The 25888-nt window shown below is 71.3% G+C and carries 19 protein-coding genes; 8 read left to right on the forward strand and 11 right to left on the reverse strand.

Translation table 11 applies throughout. The annotated features are described in order from the left end of the window. Positions 1-52: 52 nt before the first annotated feature. Genes ACFV7Q_RS03670 through ACFV7Q_RS03685 form a run of 4 tightly spaced genes read right to left on the reverse strand, consistent with a single transcriptional unit; the run spans position 53 to position 3543 of the window. The gene (locus ACFV7Q_RS03670; RefSeq protein ID WP_385423172.1) at positions 53-772 is read right to left on the reverse strand and encodes an ABC transporter permease; all 720 of its coding nucleotides are present in this window, start codon (positions 770-772) and stop codon (positions 53-55) included. Between the two features lie 14 nt (positions 773-786). Continuing rightward, entirely contained in the window at positions 787-1698 is a 912-nt protein-coding gene (locus ACFV7Q_RS03675; protein ID WP_385423174.1) for an ABC transporter ATP-binding protein, read from the reverse strand. Continuing rightward, positions 1695-2582 (reverse strand): ABC transporter permease subunit, encoded by an 888-nt coding sequence (locus tag ACFV7Q_RS03680; RefSeq protein WP_385423176.1) that lies wholly within the window; start codon positions 2580-2582, stop codon positions 1695-1697. Before ACFV7Q_RS03680 ends, ACFV7Q_RS03675 begins: the two co-directional genes overlap by 4 nt. Then, on the reverse strand, positions 2572-3543 hold the full coding sequence (locus ACFV7Q_RS03685; protein ID WP_385423178.1) for an ABC transporter ATP-binding protein: 972 nt from the start codon (positions 3541-3543) through the stop codon (positions 2572-2574). Before ACFV7Q_RS03685 ends, ACFV7Q_RS03680 begins: the two co-directional genes overlap by 11 nt. Before the next feature lie 213 nt (positions 3544-3756). Here ACFV7Q_RS03685 and ACFV7Q_RS03690 point away from each other — a divergent pair, with 213 nt between their 5' ends. The 3 genes from ACFV7Q_RS03690 to ACFV7Q_RS03700 all read left to right on the forward strand — a co-directional run bounded on the left by ACFV7Q_RS03690 (position 3757) and on the right by ACFV7Q_RS03700 (position 7505). Beyond that, a complete protein-coding gene (locus ACFV7Q_RS03690) occupies positions 3757-4626 on the forward strand; it encodes a M24 family metallopeptidase (protein WP_385423180.1) in 870 nt (289 codons plus the stop codon). A gap of 50 nt (positions 4627-4676) precedes the next feature. Further along, positions 4677-6458 (forward strand): SDR family oxidoreductase, encoded by a 1782-nt coding sequence (locus ACFV7Q_RS03695; RefSeq protein WP_385423264.1) that lies wholly within the window; start codon positions 4677-4679, stop codon positions 6456-6458. Between the two features lie 108 nt (positions 6459-6566). After that, positions 6567-7505, forward strand: a complete 939-nt coding sequence (locus ACFV7Q_RS03700) for a MerR family transcriptional regulator (RefSeq protein ID WP_385423182.1) — start codon at positions 6567-6569, stop codon at positions 7503-7505. Positions 7506-7594: 89 nt separating this feature from the next. On the opposite strand, the gene ACFV7Q_RS03705 is transcribed toward ACFV7Q_RS03700, so the two are convergent. Beyond that, entirely contained in the window at positions 7595-8395 is an 801-nt protein-coding gene (locus ACFV7Q_RS03705) for an aquaporin (RefSeq protein WP_385423184.1), read from the reverse strand. Positions 8396-8529: 134 nt separating this feature from the next. Between ACFV7Q_RS03705 and ACFV7Q_RS03710 the strand changes: the two genes are divergently transcribed. The 3 genes from ACFV7Q_RS03710 (at position 8530) to ACFV7Q_RS03720 (ending at position 14133) form a co-directional block, all read left to right on the forward strand. Continuing rightward, the gene (locus ACFV7Q_RS03710) at positions 8530-9069 is read left to right on the forward strand and encodes an RNA 2'-phosphotransferase (protein ID WP_385423186.1); all 540 of its coding nucleotides are present in this window, start codon (positions 8530-8532) and stop codon (positions 9067-9069) included. Positions 9070-9190: 121 nt separating this feature from the next. Next, the gene (locus ACFV7Q_RS03715) at positions 9191-11119 is read left to right on the forward strand and encodes an HSP90 family protein (protein ID WP_385423188.1); all 1929 of its coding nucleotides are present in this window, start codon (positions 9191-9193) and stop codon (positions 11117-11119) included. Continuing rightward, the gene (locus ACFV7Q_RS03720; protein WP_385423190.1) at positions 11116-14133 is read left to right on the forward strand and encodes a tetratricopeptide repeat protein; all 3018 of its coding nucleotides are present in this window, start codon (positions 11116-11118) and stop codon (positions 14131-14133) included. Before ACFV7Q_RS03715 ends, ACFV7Q_RS03720 begins: the two co-directional genes overlap by 4 nt. A gap of 155 nt (positions 14134-14288) precedes the next feature. On the opposite strand, the gene ACFV7Q_RS03725 is transcribed toward ACFV7Q_RS03720, so the two are convergent. Further along, positions 14289-15194 carry an LLM class flavin-dependent oxidoreductase gene (locus ACFV7Q_RS03725; RefSeq protein ID WP_385423192.1) on the reverse strand — a complete coding sequence of 302 codons (906 nt, stop codon included), beginning with the start codon at positions 15192-15194 and terminating at the stop codon, positions 14289-14291. Between the two features lie 120 nt (positions 15195-15314). Here ACFV7Q_RS03725 and ACFV7Q_RS03730 point away from each other — a divergent pair, with 120 nt between their 5' ends. Next, positions 15315-16205 (forward strand): Cof-type HAD-IIB family hydrolase, encoded by an 891-nt coding sequence (locus ACFV7Q_RS03730; RefSeq protein ID WP_385423194.1) that lies wholly within the window; start codon positions 15315-15317, stop codon positions 16203-16205. Between the two features lie 30 nt (positions 16206-16235). Here the strand turns inward: ACFV7Q_RS03730 and ACFV7Q_RS03735 are convergent, their stop codons facing one another. Genes ACFV7Q_RS03735 through ACFV7Q_RS03750 form a run of 4 tightly spaced genes read right to left on the reverse strand, consistent with a single transcriptional unit; the run spans position 16236 to position 24160 of the window. Continuing rightward, positions 16236-17972, reverse strand: coding sequence for a GAF domain-containing sensor histidine kinase (locus ACFV7Q_RS03735; protein WP_385423196.1), 1737 nt, complete (start codon positions 17970-17972; stop codon positions 16236-16238). A gap of 24 nt (positions 17973-17996) precedes the next feature. Beyond that, the gene (gene cydD / locus ACFV7Q_RS03740) at positions 17997-21602 is read right to left on the reverse strand and encodes a thiol reductant ABC exporter subunit CydD (protein WP_385423198.1); all 3606 of its coding nucleotides are present in this window, start codon (positions 21600-21602) and stop codon (positions 17997-17999) included. A 35-nt stretch (positions 21603-21637) separates the two neighbouring features. Continuing rightward, the gene (gene cydB / locus ACFV7Q_RS03745) at positions 21638-22639 is read right to left on the reverse strand and encodes a cytochrome d ubiquinol oxidase subunit II (protein ID WP_385423199.1); all 1002 of its coding nucleotides are present in this window, start codon (positions 22637-22639) and stop codon (positions 21638-21640) included. An 18-nt stretch (positions 22640-22657) separates the two neighbouring features. Next, positions 22658-24160: a cytochrome ubiquinol oxidase subunit I gene (locus ACFV7Q_RS03750; protein WP_385423201.1), complete on the reverse strand. Its 1503-nt coding sequence runs from the start codon at positions 24158-24160 to the stop codon at positions 22658-22660. Between the two features lie 188 nt (positions 24161-24348). Here ACFV7Q_RS03750 and ACFV7Q_RS03755 point away from each other — a divergent pair, with 188 nt between their 5' ends. After that, positions 24349-24717 (forward strand): cyclophilin-like fold protein, encoded by a 369-nt coding sequence (locus ACFV7Q_RS03755; protein ID WP_385423202.1) that lies wholly within the window; start codon positions 24349-24351, stop codon positions 24715-24717. A gap of 30 nt (positions 24718-24747) precedes the next feature. Here ACFV7Q_RS03755 and hisC read toward each other — a convergent pair whose 3' ends face one another. Continuing rightward, positions 24748-25830, reverse strand: a complete 1083-nt coding sequence (gene hisC, locus ACFV7Q_RS03760; RefSeq protein ID WP_385423204.1) for a histidinol-phosphate transaminase — start codon at positions 25828-25830, stop codon at positions 24748-24750. Between the last annotated feature and the right edge of the window lie 58 nt (positions 25831-25888).

The raw sequence follows: 25888 nt of genomic DNA on the forward strand, positions 1-25888 counted from the left end.
CCGGGCGGGGCACAGGGTTCCTGGACCGGTCCGGGCCGGCTCCGGGGTCGTCCTACTCCTCGCCGGCGAGGGTGAGACGGCGCAGCTTCTGACCTGCGTACAGGGTGGCGCCGACGGTGACCACCGTCAGGAGGATGACCGCGGTGGGCAGGGCGACGGTGGCGTCGACGTAGCCCTCGCCGGCAACCTTTTCGGCCAGGGCCAGGGCCCACTGCTGGACGCTGAGGGTCTTGGCGCCAGAAACCAGGCTGCCGAAGAGCGACTCCCAGATCAGGGCGTAGACCAGCCCGAAGACCACCGCGTGCCGACTGACCGTGCCCAGCAGCAGGAACAGGGCGCTGTAGGCGATGGAGGCGACGAGCGCGGCGATGGTGTAGGCGACCGCGATCTGCTGGCCGTTGTTGTTGAGGATGAAGCCGGCGATCAACGTGGGGATGGCGGAGAAGGCCATCGTGACGGCGATCGCGACGATCAGCTTGGTCATGATGATCGTCGGCCGCTTCACCGGCTTGGACAGCAGGTAGACGATCGAGCCGTCGTCGATCTCCGGCCCGATGGCGCCGGTGCCGGCAATGACGCCGATCAGCGGGACCATCGTCGCGAGCGCGAAGCCGCCCAGCAGATCAGCAGCGATCTTGTCGTCCAGGCCCGTGAAGACGCGGACGGCCGCGGAGATGACGATCAGCATGGCGGGCAGCGCGAAGAGGATCAGCGCGCGGCGGCGGCCGAGCAGGGCGCGGTAAGTGAGCCGGGCCACGGTGGGGTTGTACATGGGTGCCAGCTCCTTCAGGCCGCGACGAGGTAGGAGAAGACCGACTCGAGGGACTCGTCGGAGGGCGAGACCGTGAGCAGCCGGATGCCGTGGGCACGGGCGAGCTGCGGCAGCAGCTCGGTGAAGCGCCCGAAGTCGACGGCCTGGATGCGTAGGGCGCCTTCCTTGACGTCGACCTCGATACCGGCCGTGGACGGGTCGGCGATCAGGGCGGCGGCGAGGGCCCGGTCGTCGGTGGAGCGGACCAGGTAGCGGTGCGGGCGGTCCGTCATCAGGCGCCGGATCTTGCGGAAGTCTCCGGAGGCTGCGTGCCGGCCGGCGACGACCACCTCGATGTGGGAGGCGAGCTGCTCGACCTCCTCCAGGATGTGGGAGGAGAACAGGACGGTGCGCCCGGCCTCGCCCATGCGCCGCAGCAGGTCCATGAGCTGCATGCGCTGGCGCGGGTCCATGCCGTTGAACGGCTCGTCGAGCAGGAGCACCGACGGGTCGTGGACGAGCGCGGAGGCCATCTTCACGCGCTGACGCATGCCCTTGGAGTAGGTGGCGATCTTGCGGTCCTGGGCGTACTCCATCTCGACGGTGGCCAGCGCGCGCTGTGCGGCGGCGGCGTCGAGGCCGTGGAGCTCGGCGTTGGCGAGCACGAATTCCCGGCCGGTGAGGAAGTCGTACATCGACTCGCGCTCGGGCACGACGCCGATCTGCCGGTACGCCTGCTCGTTGCCCCAGATGGCGGCGCCGTCGAGGGTGACGGTGCCCGTGGAGGGGGCCAGGAAGCCGCCCATCATGTTGATGAGGGTTGACTTGCCGGCGCCGTTGGGGCCGAGCAGTCCGGTGACGCCGGGCCCGATGCGCATGGTCACGTCGTTGACGGCGACGACGTTCCCGAACCAGCGGGAGGTGTGGTCGATGTCGATGATGGTCACAGCCCGGCCTTCCGGTAGCGCGCCATCAGGGCGGCGTACGAGCCGACGATGAGGGCGAGGATGACGAGCAGGTAGACGAAGCCGACGCCGGCCGAGGGGCCCTCACCGCCGGGGAAGGCCGAGGTGGCGCCGAGGAACGCCGTCTGCATGCCGTCGATCAGGGTGATCGGGGAGAACAGGCCCATCCACTCGATCGGGGCGGTCTCCCCGGCGCTGTAGGCGACGCCCTGCACCGCGGTGACCGCGCCGTAGGGGATCAGCAGCAGGGCGATGATGCCGGCGACGCCGAACCCGCGGCGCGGGGTGAGCGCGGCCACGACCAGACCGAGGCCGGCGAAGAGAACCGAGAGCAGCAGCACGGAGACCAGTCCCTGAGCGAACCCCTTGGTCTGGTCCGCGAAATCGAACTTGGCCAGCAGCGAGCCGATCCACATGATCAGCAGCGGTGTGGCGGTGAGGATGAACAGGGCCGAGGCCATCGCCGCGTACTTGGCGAGGACGTAGTCGACCCGCTCGATGGGCCGCGAGAAGTACAGCGGCACGGTCTTGAACCGAAGGTCCCGGGAGACCGACTGGGGGGCCTGCGAGGCGAGGTAAAGGCCGATGACCATCTGGGTGGTCAGCGCATACGTCGTGTACTTGATCGGCAGGTCGGTTGACCCGGGCACCGCGATGGCGATGGCCACGATGATCAGCGCCGGGATGCACATCACCGCGAAGAGGATCATCGGGAGGATCTTGGACTTGGCCGAGCGGCCGAGTCCGTACGCCCCGCGCAGGGACTGCGAGTACAGCGAGGTACGGGCGTAGGAGCGGCCGAGCCGGGCGCCTTCGTAGGACCGGTAGCCGATGTTGTGGATCCGGGTGGAGGTCTCAGGCGCCATCGGTACCGGTTCCCTTCCGCTGGTCGTTGTCGCGGAAGACCTCCGCGATGTGGTGGCGCCGCTGCTCCATGCGGACCAGGCCGAGGCCGAGCCGGGCAACGGTGTCGACGATGGTGTCGTAGGTGCTCTCGCCGGTGGCCTCGACGAGCAGGATGTGGCCCGCGCCGGGCAGGCCCTGCTCCTCGCCCGGGTGCAGGACCACGCCCGCCTCGGTCAGCGCCGCACGGAGGGCGGCGGTGCCGTCCTGGTGCGCGTCCGAGTCGGTGACCTCGACGGCGACGGTCGCGGTGGTCTGCATGAAGTCGCTGGTGGAGCTGGACCGCAGCAACTTGCCGCCGTCGACGACCACGACGTGGTCGCAGGTCCGCTCCAACTCGCCGAGCAGGTGCGAGGTGACCAGCACCGAGATGCCGAAGTCGGTGTACACGCGGCGGATCAGGCCGAGCATCTCGTCGCGGCCGACCGGGTCGAGGCCGTTGGTGGGCTCGTCGAGGAGGACCAGCTGCGGGTCGTGGACGAGCGCCTGGGCGAGCTTCACGCGCTGCTTCATACCGGTGGAATAGCCGCCGATGGGGCGGTAGCGCTCCTCGTACAGCCCCACGTGACGCAGGGTGTCGGCGGTCCGCTCACGGGCCGCCGCCGGCGGGAGCCCGGACATGCGCGCCATGTGCACGACGAACTCGGTGGCCGAGACGTCGGGCGGCAGGCAGTCGTGCTCGGGCATGTAGCCGACCCGCTCCCGGATGGCGCTGCCGTGCGTCGCGACGTCGAGGCCGAGCACGGCGGCGCGCCCCTCGGTGGCGGAGGACAGTCCCAGCAGGATCTTGATCAGCGTGGACTTGCCGGCCCCGTTGGCACCCACCAGGCCGGTCACTCCCGGGCCGATGTCCAGGGAGAGCCGGTCGATGGCGGTCACTCGGGGGTACCGCTTGGTCAGGCCTTCGGCCGCGATGACAGTCACGGCTCCGACGGTAGTGGCGCGTCAACCGGAGGTCGTCAGACTTGGAGCGCGATCCGGTATCAGCCTTCAGGACTACGGACCCTGACTGCAGGCTGATGTGGACCGGACAACTTTGTCCACAGGTCCGCGCACGGCCCCTTGACGTGCCCTCCGACCATTGTCACATTCATCAGTGGCACGTTACGGGCGGTACGGCTCTACGAACGGACGGCTATGGATGGGGACACGAGGCAGCGCACCGCACGGCTCACCAGTCGGCTCGCCACCGACCTCAGGGGTTTCAGAGAAGTGCAGCGCCTCGCGTACGAGTGCGCCGAGGCCGTGGCGGCGCAGCTGCGACCGGGGGTGACCGAGCGCGAGGCGGCGCGGATGCAGCGGGAGTGGCTGCGCGAGCGCGGGGTACGGGACTGGTTCCACCTGCCGTTCGCCTGGTTCGGGGACCGCACCGCCTTCGTGGACTTCAAGATCCCTCTGCAGTTCTTCCCGACCGACCGGAGGCTGGAGCCGGGGATGCCGTTCATCCTCGACATGGCTCCCGTCCACCGGGGGTACGCGGCCGACATCGGGTATTCGGGCAGCCTCGGGCTGAACCCGGTGCAGGACCGGCTGATGTCCGACCTGCGCGACCACCGGGAGCTGATCCTCGAACAGGTCCGCGAGCGCCGCTCGCTGCGCGAGATATACGAGAACGTCGACCGGCTGGTGGTCCGCCAGGGCTACGCCAACCGGCACCGCGCCTATCCCTTCGGCGTGATCGCGCACAAGATCGACCGGGTGCGCGAGCGGCGCTGGTCCCCGACCGCGTTCGGGTTCGGGGTGCAGTCCCTCAAGGGGCTGGCCTCCGACGCGCTGCACGGGCACCGGGAGGGCTGGTCCCCGCTGTGGAGCCCGTACCGCTTCTCCGACCACGCCCCGCAACCCGGGCTGTGGGCGGTGGAGCCGCACCTGGGGTTCCGGGGCACGGGCGCGAAGTTCGAGGAGATCCTGGTCGTGACGGATTCCCGGGATCCCGAGGAGAGCGCGTTCTGGCTGGATGACGATCTGCCGCACGTGCGGCGCTGGGCCGAGGAGAAGGCGACGTGAGCGGGATGGACGGGGTGGACGGGGTGGACGGGGTACACACGGTGAACGGGATGGACGGCGTACGGCGGAGGGGCCTGGCGGGAGCGCGTGAGCGCCGGGTGAGCACCGGCGGGGTCGATCTGTGCGTGGTCGAGCTCGGGGAGACGGCCCGCCCGACCGTGGTGCTGGTGCACGGGTACCCCGACAGCAAGGAGGTCTGGGCGGAGGTCGCCGAGCGGCTCGCGACCCGCTTCCACGTGGTGCTCTACGACGTACGCGGCCACGGGCGCTCCACCGCGCCCGTACCGCTGCGCGGCGGATTCACACTGGAGAAGCTGACCGACGACTTCCTGGCGGTGGCGGACGCGGTCAGCCCGGACCGCCCGGTGCACCTGGTCGGCCACGACTGGGGCTCCGTACAGGGCTGGGAGTTCGCGACCGTCGCCCGCACCGAGGGCCGGATCGCCTCCTTCACCTCCGTGTCGGGGCCCTCCCTCGACCACTTCGGTCACTGGATCAAGAAGCGGACGAGCCGGCCCACCCCCCGCCGGGCCGCCCAACTGCTGGGTCAGGGCCTCAAGTCCTGGTACGTCTATGTGCTCCACACCCCCGTCCTGCCGGAGCTCGCCTGGCGCGGGCCGCTCGGCAAACGGTGGCCCGACATCCTGCAGCGCGTCGAGAAGGTCCCGGCCGGCTCCTACCCGACGCCCTCCCTCCCCTCGGACGCCGCGCACGGAGCCTGGCTCTACCGCGACAACGTGCGGTCCCGGTTGAGCCGTCCGCGCGCCGACGCGTACGCCCACGCACCGGTGCAGCTGATCACGCCGACCGGTGACGCCTTCCTCTCCGAGAAGCTCTACGACGACCTGGAACGCTGGGCCCCCGACCTGGTACGGCGCACCCTGCCGGCCAAGCACTGGGTGCCGCGGACCCGCCCCGACCAGTTGGCGGCGTGGATCACCGAGTTCGTCACCGCCCGGGAGGAGCCCGCTGCCCGGGCCCCGGAGGACAAGGCCCCGGGCAAGTACGCCGACCGGTTCGGCGGCCTCCTGGTCCTCGTCACCGGCGCTGCGAGCGGCATCGGCCGGGCCACCGCCTTCGCTTTCGCCGAGGCCGGGGCCCGGGTGGTGTGCGTGGACCGGGACGCGGAGGGCGCGGCGCGCACGGCCGACATGGCGCGGCTCATCGGGGCCCCCGAGGCCTGGGGCGAACCCGTCGACGTCAGCGACGAGCAGGCCATGGAAAAGCTCGCGGTGAAGACCGCCGCCGAGTACGGCGTGGTGGACGTCCTGGTCAACAACGCAGGGATCGGCCTGTCGGGCCCGTTCCTCCAGACCACGCCGGAGGACTGGAAGAAGGTCCTCGACGTCAACCTGTGGGGCGTCATCCACGGCTGCCGGATCTTCGGCAAGCAGATGGCCGAGCGCGGCCAAGGTGGACACATCGTCAACATCGCGTCCGCCGCCGCCTACCTACCGTCCCGGACCCTGCCCGCGTACAGCACCTCGAAGGCGGCGGTGCTGATGCTGTCGGAGTGCCTGCGCGCCGAGCTCGCCCCGCAGTCGATCGGCGTCTCGGCGATCTGCCCGGGCATCGTGAACACCGGCATCACCGCCACGTCCCGGTTCGCCGGGGTGGACGCGGCCGAGGAGAAGCGCCGCCAGGAGCGCGCCTCGCGGCTGTACGGGATGCGCAACTTCCCGCCGGAGAAGGTCGCCGACGCGATCCTGCGGGCGGTCGTGCGCAACGAGGCCGTGGTCCCGGTGACGCCGGAGTCCAAGGGCGCCCTGTGGATGTCCCGCTTCGCACCGCGCGCCCTGCGGCGGCTGGCCCGGATGGAACCCCGGCTGTGAACGGGGGCGGCGCGACCGTTCACCCCTCATTCCGGCGGTCGTACCATCCCTCGCAGGAGGGCTCGCTGCGCAGGCGGGGCCGGGCCGCCACGTCGTAGGGAGCCGGGATTGTCCGATCAGGCAGCAGCCGAGTACCGGATCGAGGATCTGGCGCACCACAGCGGAGCCACGGTGCGCACGATCCGGGCGTACCAGGACCGCGGCCTGCTGCCGAAGCCGGAGCGGCGCGGCCGCTCGAACGTCTACCGGGACACGCATCTGGCACGGCTGCGCCAGATCGCCGACCTCCTGGACCGCGGCTACACCCTGGCCTCCATCAAGGAGCTGCTGGAGGCCTGGGACGCGGGGCGGGGTCTCGGCGGCGTCCTGGGGCTCGTCGCCGAGGTGCACGGGCCGTGGACCGACGAGGAGGCGACCCGGGTCAGCCGGGCCGAGCTGGACGAGCGCTTCGGCGGCACGTCCGACGACACCGCCATCGACGAGGCGTGCGAAATGGGGGTGTTGGAACGGATTCCGGGCCGGCCGGAGGAATTCCTCGTCCCTTCTCCGCAGGAGCTGACGGTGGCCGCCGAGCTGCACGCGGCCGGGGTACCACTGCCTGCGATCACCGGGCACTTGCGGGAGCTGCGCGGACAGGTGGAGCACATAGCCTCCCGGTTCCTCGAATTCACCACGGAGCACGTCTTCGCGCGCTACCTGGGGCAGGTGCCGCCGACGGATGCGGACGCCGCCGAGGCTGCGGCGCTGGTCCGCCGGCTGCGGCCACTCGCGCAGCAGACGGTGGATGCCGAGCTGGCCCGGGCCATGCGGCTGTACGCGACCCGGCACCTGCAGCGGCACCTCGGTGCAGCCGGCACACTGCAGACGTCGGGGCCGGCAGCGGTGTCCCTACCGGCCGAAACGGTACGGGCGGTGCAGGAGCTGGTCGGCGCCGAGCACGTGGGGGAGTTCGTCCGGGCGGCAACCGAGCGGGAGCTACAGGCCCGCACGATGAACGACCTGGCACAACGGGGCGGCAGCCGGGGCCGGACCGACTGCAGCCGGTAGTCCACAGGGCGGATCACCCGTTTACGTCAAATTGCGCCCAATCGGCTGTGGACAAGTCAGGTATTCCTGTGGGCAACCCTGTGGATGACTCAGCTGACAGCCTCGTACGCGGGTCTGGCAGCAGGAGTTTCCCGCGTTCCGCCCTCGGCCTGCCGTCCCGCGCCCCGTTCCCCACGCCCCGCCGCCGCGCCGCGCCGCGCGACCCGCCCCGTACCGCCGTAGAGGAAACCGGCGAGGGCCAGGCCCGCAGCCCCGCCGACCAGCTGCGCCACGACGAAACCGGGCAACGACTGCGGGGCGATGCCCGCGAAGGAGTCGCTGAAGGCACGCCCGACGGTGCCGGCCGGATTCGCGAAGGAGCCCGAGGAAGTGAACCAGATCGCGCACACGAGGTACGAAGCCACCGCCACCGGGACGAGCCTGCGGCGCCCGATGCGCTCCAGACCTTGGATGACGAGGACGAGCCCGGCAGTGGCGACGACCTCTCCGACGAGGAGGTGGCCGCCGCCGCGGACCTGGGTGGAGAGGGCGCCGGGCGCGCGCCCGAACATGACCTCGGCGAGGACGGCTCCTGCGACGGCCCCGACGGTCTGGGCCGCGGCGTAGACGAGCGCCTCCCGCCCTGCCAGCCCCTCACTGCCGCGGCGGCGGGCCCACCAGGCCGCGAGGGTGACGACGGGGTTGAGGTGGGCCCCGGACAGCGGCCCGCACAAGGTGATGATCAGCCCGAGTCCGATGGCGGAGGCGAGCGAGTTCGCGAGGAGGGCGACACCCGTGTCGCGACTCAGGCCTGCGGCCTGGATGCCGGAACCGATCACCACCACGAGCAGGGCGGCCGTGCCGACGAGCTCGGCGACCGCACGGCGCGGCAAGGAAGCACGGATCGTCATGGGTTCTCCCCCCAGAAAGAACGAACAACGGAAAATGTATTCCGTATCTTGGAAGAAGAGTAGGGGGGTCCACGGTCGGGCGGCCCGGCGAAAAATCGCTGCGTCAGCCCCGTCCGGACCGGCAAGCTGGCCTCATGGACGACAGACGCACCGTGAAGGTGTCCAAATACGTCTCGAAACACCTGCGCCACCAGCCGGAGCGCATCGGACTCGTGCTCGACCCGCACGGTTGGGTGGAGATCGACGCCCTCCTGCGTGCGGCCACGGCCCACGGCTTCCCCATCACCCGCACCGAGCTCGACCACGTCGTCGCCACCAACGACAAGCAGCGGTTCGCCGTGGAGGGCACCCGCATCCGCGCCAACCAGGGCCACACCGTCCCCGTTGATCTGGACCTCCCGCAGGCGGAGCCGCCCACGTACCTCTACCACGGCACGGTCGCCGCCGCCCTTGACGCCATCCGCGCCGAGGGCCTGCGGCCCATGGCCCGTCACCACGTCCACTTGTCCCCCGACCGGGAGACCGCGACCCGCGTCGGTGCGCGGCGCGGCCGGCCGGTCGTCCTCAGCGTGGACGCGGTCGCGATGCACGCCGCCGGGCACGTCTTCCGGGTCAGCGCCAACGGGGTGTGGCTGGTGGACGCAGTCCCTCCGCAGTTCCTTCGCCTGCCGTAACAGCCCGAATTTCCCAAGAGATTGTCAGATCGTCCCCCTACTCTGTTCCTCATTCCGGGATCTGTGAGGGGGGGCACCTCGCGATCGCCGACCCTTCCCTACGCCCGCGAGGTGATGCTCCATGACGTCCGCGTCCACACCCGACTCCACACCCGACTCCGCTTCCGCTTCCGCGATCGGGGCTTCCGCTTCGGCCGGCGCTTCGGCCGGCGCCCGGACAGACGAGCCCACGGCCGCCAGTTTCCAGGTGGACCTGCGCGGCCTGGTCGACCTGCTCTCCCACCACCTCTACTCCAGCCCGCGGGTCTACGTCCGCGAGCTCCTGCAGAACGCGGTGGACGCGGTAACCGCCCGCCAGGCACTCGACCCGGACGCGGAGGTCCGCATCCGCCTGGCCGCGTCCGCGGACCGGGTCACCATCGAGGACAGCGGCATCGGCCTGACCGCCGCCGAGGCCCACTCGCTCCTCGCCACCATCGGCCGCAGCTCCAAGCGCGGCGGCGAGCACGGCCTGGAGACCACCCGCCGGGAATTCCTCGGCCAGTTCGGCATCGGCCTGCTCGCCTGCTTCGTCGTCGCCCGCCAGATCCGCGTCATCACCCGCTCCGCACGCCCGCAAGCCGCCCCCGTCGAATGGCTGGCCACCGACGACGGCTCGTACACCGTCCGCGAACTGCCCGACGACGCCCGTCGCGAGCCCGGTACCACCGTCGTCCTCCAGGCCCGCCCGGGAGCCGAGGAGTGGATGGTCCCCGCCAAGGTCGAGCAGTTGGCCCGCGACTACGGCAGCCTCCTCCCGTACGACGTCACCTTCGACGACGGCGAGGGCGGCGCGCCGCGCCCCGTCACCGACCGGCCTGCCGTCTGGGACCGCGCCTTCCCCACGCCCGCCGCCCGTCGTGTGGCGCTCGCCGGGCACTGCGCGCAGCTCTTCGGCTTCACCCCGCTCGACACCATCGACCTCGACCTGCCCGTCGCCGGGGTCCGCGGCGTCGCCTACGTCCTGCCCGAGCCGACCAGCCCCGCCCACCGGGCCGGACACCGGGTCCACCTCAAGGGCATGCTGCTCACCGACCGGGCCGACAACCTGCTGCCGGACTGGGCGTTCTTCGTCCGCGCCGTCCTGGACACCGACACCCTGCGGCCCACCGCCTCCCGCGAGAACCTCTACGACGACGAGACCCTGTCCGCCGTCCGGGAGGCTCTCGGGGCCCGCATCCGCGCCTGGCTGGCCGAGCTCGCCGCCAGCGAACCGGAGCGGCTGGCCGCCTTCCTGAACGTCCACCACCTCGGGGTGAAGTCCCTGGCCCGGCACGACGCCGAACTACTCGGCCTGATGCTGCCCTGGCTGCCCTTCGAGACCAGCGACGGCTCGATGAACCTGCAGGAGTTCGCAGCCGCCCACACCGAGATCCACTTCACCCGCACCGTCGAGGAGTTCCGCCAGATCGCCCCGATCGCGGCGGCCCACGGCCTCGGCGTCATCAACGCCGGCTACACCTACGACGCCGACCTGCTCTCACTGCTCCCGACCGTACGGCCGGACCTGAAGGTCACCGAGTTGGACGCCGGAGCCGTCACCGAACGCCTCGACCCGGTTCCGACCTCCGCCGAACTGGCCCTCGCGTCCTTCCTGTCCACCGCCCGCACCCGGCTGGAGCCGCAGGGCTGCGACGTGGTGCTGCGCGCCTTCCAGCCCGTCTCCGTCCCGGCGCTCTACCTCGATGACCGGCAGGCCCGCCAGGAGCGCGACCGGACCGCCGCACTGGACAGCGCCGACTCCCTGTGGACGGGCATCCTCGGCGCCCTGCGCGGCTCCGCGCCTCGCGCCCGCCTGGTCCTCAACCACCACAACCCGCTGATCCGTCGGATCGCAGCCCTGTCAGACGAAGCACTGGCCGGCACCGCCGTCGAGTCGCTGTACGGACAGGCGCTGCTGATGTCCCAGCGGCCACTGCGCCCGGCCGACTCCACCCTGCTCAACCGGGCCTTCCTCGGGCTCCTGGAATGGGCGACCCACTCCGCCGACACCCGGGAGGGCCAGCAGTGACGATGGCGACGTACGAGGAGGTCCAGCGCGGGCTGGCGGAGAACCGCAACGCCCCGAACGGGACCGCCCGCAACGCCCACGCCGAGGCGCTGGTCGGTGCGGCCGAGGCCCTCGGTGACGCGGCCCTCTTCCGCGACGCGCTGGACAACCTGGTCCGCGCCTACCTCTGGAGCTCCGAGTCCTCCAAGATGCTGGTGCCCTTCGCCCGGCTGCTCCAGGAGTACGACAAGGACCCCGGTTCCTTCGACCAGCGGGACACCCACTCCCTGTTCTGGAAGTTCAAGTGGGCGGCCTCGGCCATCTCCGACTCTCCGGAGATCCCGCTGGAGTCCGCCCAGGGCTGGTTGGACGAGATGGAGCGCCGCTACCGGATCGCCGGCTACAGCGAGCGCCCGGTGCGCAAGGCCGAGATGTGGCTCGCCCGCAACACCGGGGACGACGAGCGGGCCGACCGGGCCCACGCGGCCTGGCTGACGGCGGACCGCGACACCATGAGCGACTGCCACGCCTGCGAACTCAACAGCCAGGGCAACTACACCGCCCTACGGGGCGACGACGCCCAAGCCCTGGAGCACTGGCGGCCCGTGCTGGAGGGCGAGCGGACCTGCGCCGAGGAGCCCCACCGAGTGCTGGCCGGCTCGCTGCTCCCGCTGCTGCGCCTCGGCCGCCTCGACGAAGCCCGCACCCACCACCTGCGCGGCTACCGCCTGGCGCGGGGCAACGAGAGCCTGCTGCCGTCGATCGCCAAGCACATCGAGTTCTGCGCGCTGAGCGGCAACGAGTCGCGCGGCTTGGAAATCCTCGCCGAGCACACCGCCCACCTGGGCCCGCTCGCCAACGTCAACGACCAACTGTCCTTCCACGGCGGCATCCTCGTCCTGCTGCGCCGGCTGAAGGAGCTCGGGCACGGCGACGGCCCGGCCGCCTCTTACGAGGGCGTCCCGCGCACGGTCTCCGAGCTGTACGAGCTGATGTACGCGAGCTCGCTCGCCATCGCCCGCCGCTTCGACGCCCGTAACGGCACGTCCCGGACCTCGGACCGCTTCCTCGCCCGGATCGGAGCGCAGCCGCTGGTCGGCGTACTGCCTCTGGGCGTACGCAGCGCGCCGCTGCCGCAGGCGGCCGCGGGCGCCCCGGCCGTGGCAGCGCCCCTGACCCCGGTGCCGGGGGCGGCGACCGGGCCGGCCGGGGGGCCGGCTGCGGCCGAGGCCGCCTTCGCCGAGCTGGTGGAACGCGCCCGGCAGGCGCGCGAGCAGGGGCATCCGACCGAGGACGGGCTCTGGGCGGAGGTGGCCGTACGGATGGACGCCCTCCCGGAGGAGGACGTGGATCCGCTCATCGCCGCCGATGTGGTGGACAGCCGGGCGCTGGCCGCGGCACGCGCCGGCGCCGCTGAAGCAGCAGAGCTGCTGGAGGCGGTCCGCGACCGCTACCGGGAGCTGGGGCAGGCGGCGCGGGCCGCGCTCGCAGAGCTGCGGCTGGCGAGCGTGGCCGGACAGTACGGGGCCCCGCCCCAACGGATCCGGGAGCTGCTGGCCTCGGCAGTGCGCGCCGCCGAGGCGCTGGACCCGGGCGAGCCGCTGCGCGTACGCCGGATCGCCGCTGCGGAACTGGCCTCGATCCGGGTCGAGTCGTACCTGCATGCGCTGGAAAGCGGCCACGACCACGCGCACGGACACGAGCACGACCATGGGCAGCGGGCACTGACCGCCTTCGCCGAGGCCCACGCGCAGACAGTGCCCGATCTGGCCGCCGACGCCGAGGAACTGCTGGGCCGGATCGCCCTGTCCCAGGGCGACCCCGAGCGGGCCGTGGTGCTGCTGGGCTCCGCCGCGCGGCGCGCGGCCGAGGCCGGCCGACCGTGGCAGGCCGTGGACCCGCTGGTGCTGCGGGCAGGGCTGCTGATGCCGCTCGGCCGGCCCGAGGAGGCCGAGGAAGCGGCGCGTGCTGCCGTGGAGTTCGTGGTGGAGGTCACCGACGCCGAGACGCAGGCGGCCGCCCGGTTCACCCTGGCGGACGTACTGGTGCGGCGGGCCGACGCGGCGGCGGAGGCGGCCGAGCACGCGCTGACGGCGGCGCACTGGTTCGACCGGGCCGGGCTGACCGCCGACGGCGGGGCGCAGGCACGGCTCGTCCTGGCCCGGGCGTATGCACGGGACGGCCGCACCGCCGATGCGGCGGAAGTACTGCAGTCGGCGCTGCCCGACCTGCTGGAGCACGGCGAGGGCCAAGCCGTCTCCGCCCGGGAGTTCCTCGGCGAGCTGCTGGGGCAGCTGAACGAGCCGCGGGGCGCGGCGGAGCAGTTCCTGCTGGCTGCGGAAGTGGCCAAGGGTTGGGACGGTCCCCGGCCGCAGGCGGACCTGGCCCACTCGGCCGCAGACCAGTTGTCCTCGGCGCAGCTGCCCGAGGAGGCGGTCGCCGCCTACGAACGGGCCCTGGAGCTGTACCGGCTGGACGGCGGCGCACCGGTCGCGGAGGTACGCATCCTGCGTTCCCTGGCCTGGCTGGCCCTGCGCGAGGGGGCCTTCGGCGCAAGCGTGGCACGGGCGCGGTTCCTGATGGACGAGGCGGCCGGGGTACTGACCGCCGCCTCGGCATCCGACCCGGAGGATCCTCAGCTGCGGGCCGAACTCGCACAGACCTGGCACCAGCTGGCGCAGGTGATCGACCGGCAGGTGACCGCCGCCGAGCAGCTCGACGACGCGTACGGGGAGGACGAGGACGCGCAGGCCGCCGCGAGGCTGGACGCGGGGCAGACGTGGGCTCTGCGGCTGGAGGAGGTCGAATTGTGCGAGCGGGCGGCAGCCGTCTACGCGGCACTGGGACCTGACCATCTGGCGGACCGGCTGCAGTGCGAGCAGTACGCCGCCTGGACCGAACAGGAGCTGGGGCGCGACGGGGCGGCGGTGGACCGGATGTCGGCCCTGGTGGACGAGCTGCGGGCGCTGCCCGAGGACATGGCGGAGGACCTTCTCGAACGTGCCGAGTACACGCTCGAACGGCTCACCTCCTGAGTCGATGAGTCGGCTGAGCCCGGCCGAGCCCAGCTGAGCCGAGGTACCCGGCGGCCGGTGCTCCCGCCACAGCGGGGCGGGGCACCGGCGTCGTGGCGGGGCCACCGGCCCGGGTCCGCGGTACCGGGGGCGGTAGGCCGCGGCCGTCCGGCCGGTCAGGCGGCCAGCTGGGCCAGGCCCCCGGTGGCGATCTCCTCGAAGACGCGCTGGTCCGCGGCGAAGTCGGAGTCTGGGATCGGCGCGTGGATCACGAGCTCCGTGAAGCCGAGCTCCCGGTGGCGTCCCGCGAAGTCGACGAAGGCGTCCACGGACGCCAGCAGTGTGTTGCGTTCCGGAGTGAACCCGGTCAGCAGGACCTTCTCCATCGACGCGATGTCTCGGCCGGTCTCCGCGAAGGCCTTCTCCAGCCGGGTCAGCTGGCCACGCAGGGCCTCCAGCGACTGCTCGGGGGTGCCGTTCTCGTACAGCTTCGGGTCGCCCGTGGTCACCCATGCCTGACCGTGGACTGCCGCGAGCTTCATTCCGCGGGGTCCGGTCGCGGCGACTGCGAACGGCAGGCGGGGCCGCTGCACACAGCCGGGGATGTTGCGGGCCTCGTCCGCGGAGTAGAACGTGCCGCGCTCGCTCACCGCGGGCTCGGTCAGCAACCGGTCCAGCAGCGGCACGAACTCGGCCAAGCGGTCGGCGCGCTCGCGCGGGGTCCAGGGGTCCTGTCCGAGGGCGGTCGCATCGAATCCGTTGCCGCCCGCCCCGATGCCGAGGGTGATACGCCCCCCGGAGATGTCGTCCAGCGTCATGAGCTCCTTGGCCAGGGTCACCGGGTGCCGGAAATTCGGCGAGGTGACGAGAGTGCCCAGCCGCATGCGCTCGGTGGCGGCTGCCGCCGCCGTCAGAGTCGGAATCGCGCCAAACCACGGAAGGTCCCGGAAGGACCGCCACGACAGGTGGTCGTAGCTGTAGGCGGTGTCGAAGCCGAGCTCCTCGGCCCGCATCCACTGGTCGCGACCGCCCTCACGCCACGGTCGTACCGGGAGAATCACAGTGCTCAGACGCAAACTCATGCGTTCGAGACTACGGCCCTGCCCGTGTTTCACGTGAAACACGGGCAGGCGATGTTTCACGTGAAACATCGCCACCGGGTGCCCCACCTCACCAGGGTCCGGGTCCGCCACAGCAGGACCATGGGCGAAGATGGAGCGGTGACCTCGGCTCCCCAGCGCCCGGACGGGCCAATCCCCACTCCCCGGCTCATCGCCACCGATCTCGACGGCACCCTGCTCCGCGACGACAAATCCGTCTCGCCGCGCACGGTGGCCGCTCTCGCCGCCGCCGAAGAGGCCGGGATCGAGGTCTTCTTCGTCACAGGGCGGCCGGCCCGCTGGATGGACGTGGTCAGCGATCACGTCCACGGCCACGGCCTGGCGATCTGTGCGAACGGCGCCGCCGTCGTCGACCTCCACGCCGGACGGGAATTCGTCCGGGTCCGGGCGCTGCCCCGGGCCACGGCGCTGAGGGTGGTGGACACCCTGCGCCTCGCCGCCTCCGGCACGTCCTTCGCGGTGGAAACCACCTCGGGCATCAATTACGAGCCGCTGTATCCGCCCTTCTTCCAGGATCCGGGCGCCCATGTCGCCACCGCGGAGAAGCTGCTGAGCGTGGAAGCGGACGATGCCTCCGCCCCGGTCCTCAAACTGCTCGCGCACCACGCCGAGCTGGCCCCCGACGAGTTCCTGACGCTCGCGCGCTCCGCAGCGGGCGAACACGCCTCGATCACCCGCTCCAGCCCGACCGCACTGCTGGAAATCAGCGGCCTGGGCGTGTCCAAGGCAAGCACCCTGGCACTGTGCTGCGAGGAACGCGGGATCTCCCCGTCCGAGGTGGTCGCCTTCGGCGACATGCCCAATGACGTCGAGATGCTCACCTGGGCGGGCACCTCGTACGCCATGGGAAACGCGCATCCGGACGTGATCGCTGCCGCCTCCGGCAGTACGGTCGCCAACAACGAGGACGGGGTCGCCGTGATCATCGAGGAGATCCTGGCCAACCTCGACAAGCAGCCGCAGCACATCTAGGCGTCCGCGCTGGGCCTACGGACGCTCAGCTCAGAGCGGGGCCTCCCACACGAGGGTGGTCCCGCCGCCGTGCTCGCCGATCCCTGGGCCGTACGAGCTCGACCCACCCAGCGACTCGGCCCTTCGACGCAAGTTGCGCAGCCCGCTGCGGCGCCCGTTCTCGCTGATGCCGATGCCGTCGTCCGCGACCTCCAGCCGCACGCCGGGCCGCCGGTCGGGCAGCGTGACGGTGGCGTCCACCACCACCTCGATCCGGGACGCCGCAGCATGTCGGAACGCATTGGACAGGGCCTCGCGCAGTGCGGCGATCAGGTTTTTGCCCACCTGCTCCCCGACGACCGCATCGAGCGGGCCGATGAAGCGGTGTGCGGGCTTGAAGCCCAGCGGCACGGCCGCCATGTTGATCTCCCGCAGCACGCGGGTCCGCAATCCCGAGGGCGCCTCCGCCGGCCCCTGCTGGAGCGCGAAGATCGCGGTGCGGATCTCCTGGATCGTCACGTCCAGCTCGTCCACGGCCTTGCCGACCCCTTCGCGCACCTCAGGGACGTCGGATCGCCGCTGCGCGCTCTCCAGCATCATCCCGGTGGCGAACAGCCGCTGGATCACCAGATCGTGCAGGTCACGGGCGATGCGGTCACGGTCCTCGAACACCGCGAGCCGCTCCCGGTCGCGCTGCGCCTCGGCCATCATCAGTGCGAGTGCCGCCTGGGAAGCGAACTGTGTGGCGAGGGTCCGCTCGGCCTCGCTGAACGGCCGCTTGCCGCGATCCCGTGGGGTGACCAGGGCGCCCAGCACCCTGCCGCCGCTGTGTAGGGGCAGCATCATGCAGGGCCCGTACCGGCTGGTCAGCGGACCGGTCGTGAGGGGGTCGGTCGCGGCGTCGTCCACAAAGACCGGATCTCCCCGCAGCAGCCTGGCCACGACGGGGCTCTCGTCCGGGACGACCAGGCCAAGCGAGGTGGCCGGGGTGTCGGCGGAGACGGCGACGATCTCCATCCCGCCGTCCTCGGCCGGCAGCATCACGATCCCGGCGGAGGAATCGGCGAGTCGACGGGCCTGTTCGGCCACCACGGAAAGCGCGTCGTCCGCGTCCCCGCCCGACAGCAGGGCCGTGGTGACGGCCACCGAGCCGTCGATCCACCGCTCCCGCTGGGTGGCGGCCTCGTACAGGCGGGCGTTGCCGATGGCGATGCCCGCCTCGGTGGCCAGTACGCGGACCATGTGGACGTCGTAGTCGCTGAACTCGCCGCCGCCGTTCTTCTCGGCGAGGTACAGGTTCCCGAAGATCTCCCCCTGAACGCGGATGGGGACGCCGAGGAAGGTCTTCATGGGCGGGTGGTACGGCGGGAAGCCCGCTGAGCGGGGGTCCTTCGTCAGGTCGGCGAGCCGTACGGTGCCGGCGTGCGAGATCAGCGCTCCCAGCAGGCCCCGCTTGCCGTCCGGGCGGTGTCCGATGCGCTCCGCCACCTCGGCGCCGATGCCGAAAGTGACGAAGTCCGACAGGCCGCGGCCCTCGGTGTCCACGACGCCGATCGCCGCGTAGCGGGCGTCCGCGAGCTCCGCGGCCGTCTCGCAGATGCGGTCGAGGGTGGAATGCAGCTCAAGGCCGGTACCGACCGAACGCATAGCCTCCAGCAGCTGCGGCACCCGGGCGGTGAGCTCGGTGGACAGGCCGTGCAGACTTCGAGTGGCCAGGGTGGCGGCCTCCAGCTGGTCCGGAGCCCGGGGGGCCGGGTCCGGCGCTTCCGGGGACTGCTGCAGCGACATGTACGCGAGCCTAGTTAGCCCGTTTTATCGGGGAAAGTCGGCCAGTGCGCCGTCGGCCGCCGCCTCGCGCTCCAGCATCCGGCGCAGCGGGCCCTCGACGGCGGCCAGGTCGGCGAAGACGCCTTGCTGGACGACGGCTCCGGCGTCCAGGACCAGGACTTCGTCCACCGCTTCCAGTCCTGCCAGCCGGTGCGTGATCAACACGGTGGTGCGGCCCTCGGTCGCGGCCAGCAGGTCTGCGGTCAGGGCGTCGGCAGTGGCGAGGTCCAGGTGTTCGGCGGGCTCGTCCAGGAGGAGAACGGGGAAGTCGGCGAGCAGGGCGCGGGCCAGGGCCAGGCGCTGGCGCTGGCCGCCGGAGATCCGCTCGCCGTGCTCGCCGACCAGGGTGTCGAGGCCGTCCGGCAGCCCGTCGGCCCATTCCAGCAGCCTGGCCGCGGCCAGGGCCCCCCGCAGCTCCTCCTCGCTCGCCCCCGGACGGGCCAGTCTCAGGTTCTCCCTGACCGAGCTGTCGAAGATGTGGGCGTCCTGGGCGCACAGGCCCACGATCCGGCGGACCTCGTCCCCGTCGAGCAGGCGCGCGTCCGTCCCGCCCAGGGTGTACGAGCCCGCACGCGGGTCCAGGAACCGGAGCAGGACCAGGGCCACGGTGGACTTGCCCGCCCCGGAGACACCGACGACGGCGATGCGTCGCCCGGCCTCCAAGGTCAGGTCGAGGCCGTGCAGAGCGTCCCCCTCCTGACCGGGGTGCCTGGCGGTGATCCCCGCCAGGACCAGCGGAAACGGGGAGGCGGGCACCCGCGCGGACTGCTCCGGCTCGGCCACCGGGGCCGGAGCGTCGATGACCTCGTAGACCCGCTCTGCGCTGCGCCGTACCCGCTGCCGGAACTGCACGGCCTGCGGCAGCCCGGAGACGGCTTCGAAGGCGGCCAACGGGGTCAGTACGGCCACGGCCATGGCCACCCCGGACAGTCGCCCGTCCTGCACGGCGCCGGCGGCGAAGGCCGCGGCGGCCATGACGGTCAGCCCGCACACGAGGGCCGACAGCCCGCTGCCGAGCCCGGTAGCGGCGGCGCCCCGTGCAGCGATGGCGGTCAGGATCCGGTCGCTTTCACGGACGGCGTCCTTGCGCTGTCCTAGCGCACCGGCGACGGTCAGCTCGGCGGTCCCGGTCAGCAGGTCCGCCGTGCGGGTGGCGAGTTCCCCGCGGGCGGGTGCCAGCCGGCGCTCCGCGCGGCGGGAGCAGGCCCCGCTGACCAGAGGCACGCCGATCCCGGCGGCCAGCAGCCCGACGGCGAGGGCGGCCCCGGCCTCGGGCAGCAGCCAGGCGGTGAACGCGACCGATCCGCCACCGACGAGTACGGCGGTACCCGCCGGCAGGAGCCAGCGCAGCCAGTAGTCCTGCAGGGCGTCGGCGTCCGCCACCAGGCGGGCCAGCAGGTCCCCGCGCCGCTGCGCGGGGAGCCCGGCGGGGGCGATGCGCTCCAGCCGCCGGAACACGGACACCCGCAGGTCGGACAGCATCCGCAGGACGGCGTCGTGCGAGACCAGCCGCTCGGCGTACCGGAAGACGGCCCGCCCGATCCCGAAGGTGCGGGTGGCGGTGACGGCCACCATCAGATGGAGCACGGGAGGTTGTTGGGAGGCCCGGGAGATCAGCCAGCCCGAGACGGCCATCAGCCCGACACTGCACCCGACGGCCAGCGCCCCCAGCAGCAGTCCGAGCCGGAACCGGCCCTGCCAGGCCTTGGCCACGCTCCTGACCCGGCGCAGCGGATCCCGCCCCGCCGAGTCGCCCCAGCCGGTCCCGGCCGGCACGGTCCGCCGGGCGCCTCCTGTGGACTCCGGAGCCCGCTGCTCCGGCACCCGGCCTTCAGACCCCCGCCCCCCTGGCCCCTGCCCCTCGGGCACCTTGCCCTCCGGCAACCGGCCCGGCGGCACGCTGTCCTCCGGCGCCGGGTGCCCACCTGCCGTTCCGGTGCCGACCTCCACCACCCGGTCCGCGAGGGCGAGAAGTGCCGGCCGGTGCACGACCAGCAGCACGGTCCGCCCCACCGCCAGCCGGCGCACGGCCTCGACCACTGCAGCTTCCGTCTCACCGTCCAGCGCTGCCGTCGGCTCGTCCAGCAGCAGCACGGGCCGGTCCGCCAGGAAGGCGCGCGCCAGCGCGATCCGCTGGCGCTGCCCGGCCGACAGCCCGGCGCCGCCGTCACCGAGCACCGTCTCGATGCCGCGCGGCAGTGCGGCCACGAACTCCCCTGCCCCGGCGTCCTCCAGAGCCGCCGCCACGGCCTCGTCGGAGGCGTCCGGCCGGGCCAGGCGCACGTTCTCCGCGAGGGTTCCGGCGAACAAGTGCGGCCGCTGCGGAACCCAGGCGATCCGCTCCCGCCACCACTCCGGCGCGATCCCGGCCAGATCCGCGCCGGCGATCCGCACCCGCCCCGCGGTCGGTGCCGTGAACCCGAGCAGCACGTGGAGCAGGGTGGACTTGCCCGCTCCGCTGGGGCCGATCAGGGCCACGCACTCGCCGGACCCCACCGTGAAAGAGACCGGGCCGGGCGAGTCCTCGGCCCGCCCGGGGTGCCGTACGGACACCCCGTCGACCTCGATCCGCAGTCCGGCGGAGCCCTTCACGGGTACGTCGATGCCGGCGGTGCCGACGGCCGCGACCGGCGCCCGAAGGACCTCGAAGACCTCCTCCGCCGCCGCCAGCCCCTCCGCGGCCGCGTGGTACTGGGCCCCGACCTGTCGCAGCGGCAGGTACGCCTCGGGCGCCAGGACGAGGACGACCAAGCCGGTGTAGAGGTCGAGTTCCCCGTGGACCAGCCGCATGCCGATGGTCACGGCGACCAGCGCCACCGACAGCGTCGCCAGCAGTTCCAGCGCGAAGGACGACAGGAACGCGATGCGCAGGGTGCGCATCGTTGCCCGCCGGTAGTCCTCGGTGATCTTGCGGATGGACTCGGCCTGCGCCTTGGCCCGGCCGAAAACCTTCAGCGTCGGGAGACCTGCCACGACGTCGAGGAAGTGCCCCGACAGCCGGGACAGCAGCCGCCACTGGCGGTTCATCCGCGACTGGGTGGCCATGCCGATCAGCACCATGAACAGGGGGATGAGCGGCAGGGTGACCACGATGATGGCCGCCGACACCCAGTCCTCCGTGACGATCCGGGCGAGGACCGCGACAGGAACGACCACCGCCAGCCCCAGCTGGGGCAGATAGCGGGCGAAGTAATCGTCGAGGGCGTCCACCCCCCGGGTGGCCAGCGCCACCAATGACCCGGTTCGCTGCCCGCTCAGCCAGCCCGGCCCGAGACCTGTGGCCCGCTCCAGCAGCCGGGCCCGCAGTTCCGACTTGACCGACGCGGCTGCCCGGTGGGCGGCGAGCTCGGTGAGCCAGGCGAGCAGGCCGCGGCCCACCGCCACGGCAGCCAGCAACAGCAGCGGCGTGCGCAGCTCCGCGCCGTCCAGGCCCTTCTCGAAGGCGCCGACCACGATCTGGGCGAGGAGCATCGCCTGGCCGATGACCAGCCCCGCCCCGGCACATCCGAGGGCCACCACCGCTGCCAGGAAGAGGCGGGTGGAGCGGGCGTACCGAAGCAGGCGCGGGTCGATCGGTTTCACGTGAAACATCCCCCGGATCAGGGTCGGTGCAGATCAGATCAGCGTCAGTGCGCGTCGGCGATGTGCTGGGTGCCGATCCGCTTGCGGAACACCCAGTACGTCCAGCCCTGGTAGAGCAGGACGACCGGAGTGGCCACGGCCGCGCACCAGGTCATGATCTTCAGGGTGTACGGGCTGGACGAGGCGTTGGTGACCGTGAGGCTCCAGGCGTCGTTCAGCGAGGACGGCATGACGTTCGGGAACAGCGTCAGGAAGAGCATTGCGACGGCAGCCGCGATGGTGAACCCGGACAGGGCGAACGACCAGCCTTCACGGCCCGCGAGGTTGCAGCCGAGGGCGCCGGCCAGGGCCGCCACCGCGACGATCAGCACGACCAGGCTCCGGCTGTCGCCGTGCGAAAGCTGGGTCCAGCCCAGGAACACGAAGGCGAGCACCGCGGTCGCCACACCCAGCCGGGTTGCCAGCCCCCGTGCGCGGTCCCGGATCTCACCGACCGTCTTGAGTGCGGTGAACACCGCGCCGTGGAAGGTGAACAGGGTGAGGGTGACGAGGCCGCCGAGGATCGCGTAGACGTTGAATAGGTCGAAGAGGGTTCCGACGTACTCCTTGTTCTGGTCGATCTTCACGCCCCGGGCGATGTTGGCGAACGCCACGCCCCACAGGAAGGCGGGGATGAGTGAGGTCCAGAAGATCGCGTGTTCCCAGTTGGTCTGCCACCGGTCCTCGTCCCGCTTGTGGCGGTACTCGAAGGCCACGCCACGGACGATCAGGCAGACCAGGATGACCAGGAGCGGCAGGTAGAAGCCGGAGAACAGGGTGGCGTACCACTCGGGGAAGGCTGCGAAAGTCGCTCCGCCTGCTGTGAGCAGCCAGACCTCGTTGCCGTCCCACACGGGCCCGATCGTGTTGATCAGGACCCGCTTCTCCTTGCGGTCTCGGGCGAGCAGCTTGGTCAGGACGCCGACCCCGAAGTCGAAGCCCTCCAAGAAGAAGTAGCCGGTCCACAGGACGGCGATGAGCACGAACCAGATGTCGTGGAGTTGCATGGTGTGGTCCCCTCAGCCTCAGTACGAGAAGGCCATCGGCCGGTCGGAGGAGTCGTGTCCGCCGATCTTGGTCGGCGGGTTGAGGTCGGCCTCGGTGAGCTCGGGCGGGCCGGCCTTGACGTATTTGACCAGCAGCTTGACCTCGATGACGGCGAGCACGGCGTACAGGGCGGTGAAGACGAGCATCGAGGTGAGGACCTCTGCCTGGGAGACACCTGGAGAGACCGCGTCCCTGGTCCGCAGGACTCCGTAGACGACCCACGGCTGGCGGCCCATCTCGGTGAAGATCCAACCCCAGGAGTTGGCGATCAGCGGGAAGCCGAGGGTCCAGATGGCGGCCAGCCAGTAGAGCCGGGTCAGGCGCGGGCTGAGGGCCTTGGTGAACAGGACCAGGTGCGGCCGTTCGTCCTCACCGGTCCGCAGGGCCGGCGGGAGCAGGAACTTCCTCCGGGTCAGCCACAGGCCGACGGCACCGATGCCGAACGAGGCCATGCCGAAGCCGATCATCCAGCGGAAGCCCCAGTACGCCACGGGGATGTTGGGCCGGTAGTCGCCGGGGCCGTACTTCTCCTGCTCGGACTTGTTGACGTCGTTGATGCCGGGCACGAACGAGTCGAAGGTGTTGTCGGCCAGGAAGGACAGGAGGCCGGGCACCTCGATCGCGACCTTGTTGTGGCCCTTGTCGACGTCGCCGTAGGCGAAGACGGAGAACGGGGCGCTCTCCTCGCCGTCCCACAGGGCCTCCGCGGCGGCCATCTTCATCGGCTGCTGCTTGAACATGACCTTCGCGAGGGTGTCGCCGCTGACCGCGACGAGCGCGCCACCGATGACGACGGCGACCAGGCCGAGCCGCAGCGAGGTACGCATCACCGGGACGTGCTTCTTGCGCAGCAGGTGGTACGCGGAGATGCCCACCATGAAGGCGCCGCCCGTCAGGACCGCCGCGGTCAGGGTGTGGAAGACCTGCGCCAGGGTGGTGTTCTGGGTCAGGACGAGCCAGAAGTCGGTCAGCTCGGCCCGCCCGGTCTCCTTGTTGATGCGGTAGCCCACGGGGTGCTGCATCCACGAGTTCGCCGCGAGGATGAAGTAGGCGGACAGCACGGTGCCGATCGACACCATCCATATGCAGGCGAGGTGGATCTTCTTCGGCAGCTTGTCCCAGCCGAAGATCCACAGGCCGATGAAGGTCGACTCGAAGAAGAAGGCGATGAGCGCCTCGAAGGCGAGCGGGGCGCCGAAGACATCGCCTACGAACCGCGAGTAGTCGGACCAGTTCATGCCGAACTGGAACTCCTGGACGATGCCGGTGACGACGCCCATCGCGATATTGATCAGGAAGAGCTTGCCCCAGAACTTCGTGGCCCGGAGGTACTTCTCCTTTTCGGTGCGCACCCACGCGGTCTGCAAGATCGCGACCAGTGCGGCGAGGGAGATCGTGAGGGGGACGAAGAGGAAGTGGTAGACGGTCGTGATGCCGAACTGCCAGCGCGCCAGCGTTTCCGGCGCCAAAGCTACGTCCACGTCGTCATCTCCTTCGGGTCGCCGTGGTCATGGCCGAAGTCCGTGTCGACATTCCCCTCAGGGCGGCAGGAATCAGGACACGCTTGTGAACGCGTTCACATTCACAAGCATTATGTCGCACCACCTCCAGCGGGTTTCAGCCGGGGTACCCCTAGCCAACAGTTTCAACAAATTGTTGAATGATACTCATGAAGATTCGCATCTCCTGGCCCGCGGGCCACCTCACCGCGACCCTCGACGAGACCCCGACCAGCACGGCGCTGGCCGAGGCCCTCCCGATCTCCGCCTCCGCCCACACCTGGGGCGAAGAGGTCTACTTCGACACCGGCGTCTCCGTGGCCCTGGAGCCCTGCGCCCAGCAGGTCGTCGAGCCGGGCACCGTCGCGTTCTGGACGGAGGGCGACGCGCTCGCGCTCCCCTACGGCCCGACGCCGATCTCCCGCGGGGGCGAGAGCCGCCTGGCGAGCCCGTGCAATGTCCTCGGCTCCTTCGACGGCGACCCGCGCCTGCTGGCCACCGTCCGCGACGGCGACCCGATCCGGGTGGAGCGGGCGTAGTGCCCGAACGAGCACCACACCCGTCCAGTGCTACATCTCCTTGAAGAACGCCTCCGCCGTGTGCAGGAAGATGTCGTTCGCCTCGCACTCACCGATCGTGATGCGCAGGCCCTCGCCCGGGAAGGGCCGGACCACCACACCGGCCTTCTCGCAGGCCGCAGCGAAATCGAGGGTCCGCTCCCCCAGCCGCATCCACACGAAGTTCGCCTGCGTCTCCGGCACGACCGTCCAGCCCTGGCCGAGGAGCCCCTCGTAGACCCGGGTGCGCTCGGCGACCAGCGAGCCGACCCGGCCCATCAGCTCGTCCTCGGCGCGCAGCGAGGCGACCGCCGCGTCCTGGGCCAGCTGGCTGACACCGAAGGGCACCGCCGTCTTGCGCAGGGCCGCGGCCACGGGCTCGTGTGCCACCGCAAATCCGACGCGCAGGCCGGCCAGTCCGTACGCCTTGGAGAAGGTGCGCAGCACGCAGACGTTCGGACGGTTGCGGTAGAGCTCGATGCCGTCCGGCACCTCGCGGTCGCGGACGAACTCGCGGTAGGCCTCGTCGAGGACGACGAGGATGTCCGAGGGCACCCGGTCCAGGAAGCGCTCCAGCTCGGCGCGGCGCACCGCGGTGCCGGTGGGGTTGTTGGGGTTGCAGACGAAGATCAGGCGGGTCCGCTCGGTGATCGCGTCGTACATCGCGTCGAGGTCGTGCACGTCCCCGGCGGCCAGCGGGACCTGGACGGACTTCGCACCCGAAATCTGCGTGATGATCGGGTAGGCCTCGAACGAGCGCCAGGCGTAGATCACCTCGTCACCGACGCCGGCCGTCGACTGGACCAGCTGCTGGGCCACGCCCACCGAGCCCGTGCCGGTGGCGATGTGGTCGGCCGGGATCCCGAACCGCTCCGCGAGCTCGTTCACCAGGCCGGTGCAGGCCAGGTCCGGGTAGCGGTTGAACCGGCCGGCCGCCTCGACCGCGGTCTCCAGCACGCCGGGGAGCGGCGGGTACGGGTTCTCGTTCGAGGACAGCTTGTACGCGACGGAACCGCCCGCGGCGGCGGGCTTGCCCGGCTTGTAGACGGGGATGCCGTCCAGCTCGGCGCGCAGCTTAGGGGTCTTCTCGCTCACCGCAGGTCCTCCTAGACCATCCCGTCCGACGTCGCCGTCGACTCAATACTGCTCACCA

The sequence above is a fragment of the Streptomyces sp. NPDC059851 genome, from assembly GCF_042732005.1.
Lineage (GTDB): Bacteria > Actinomycetota > Actinomycetes > Streptomycetales > Streptomycetaceae > Streptomyces.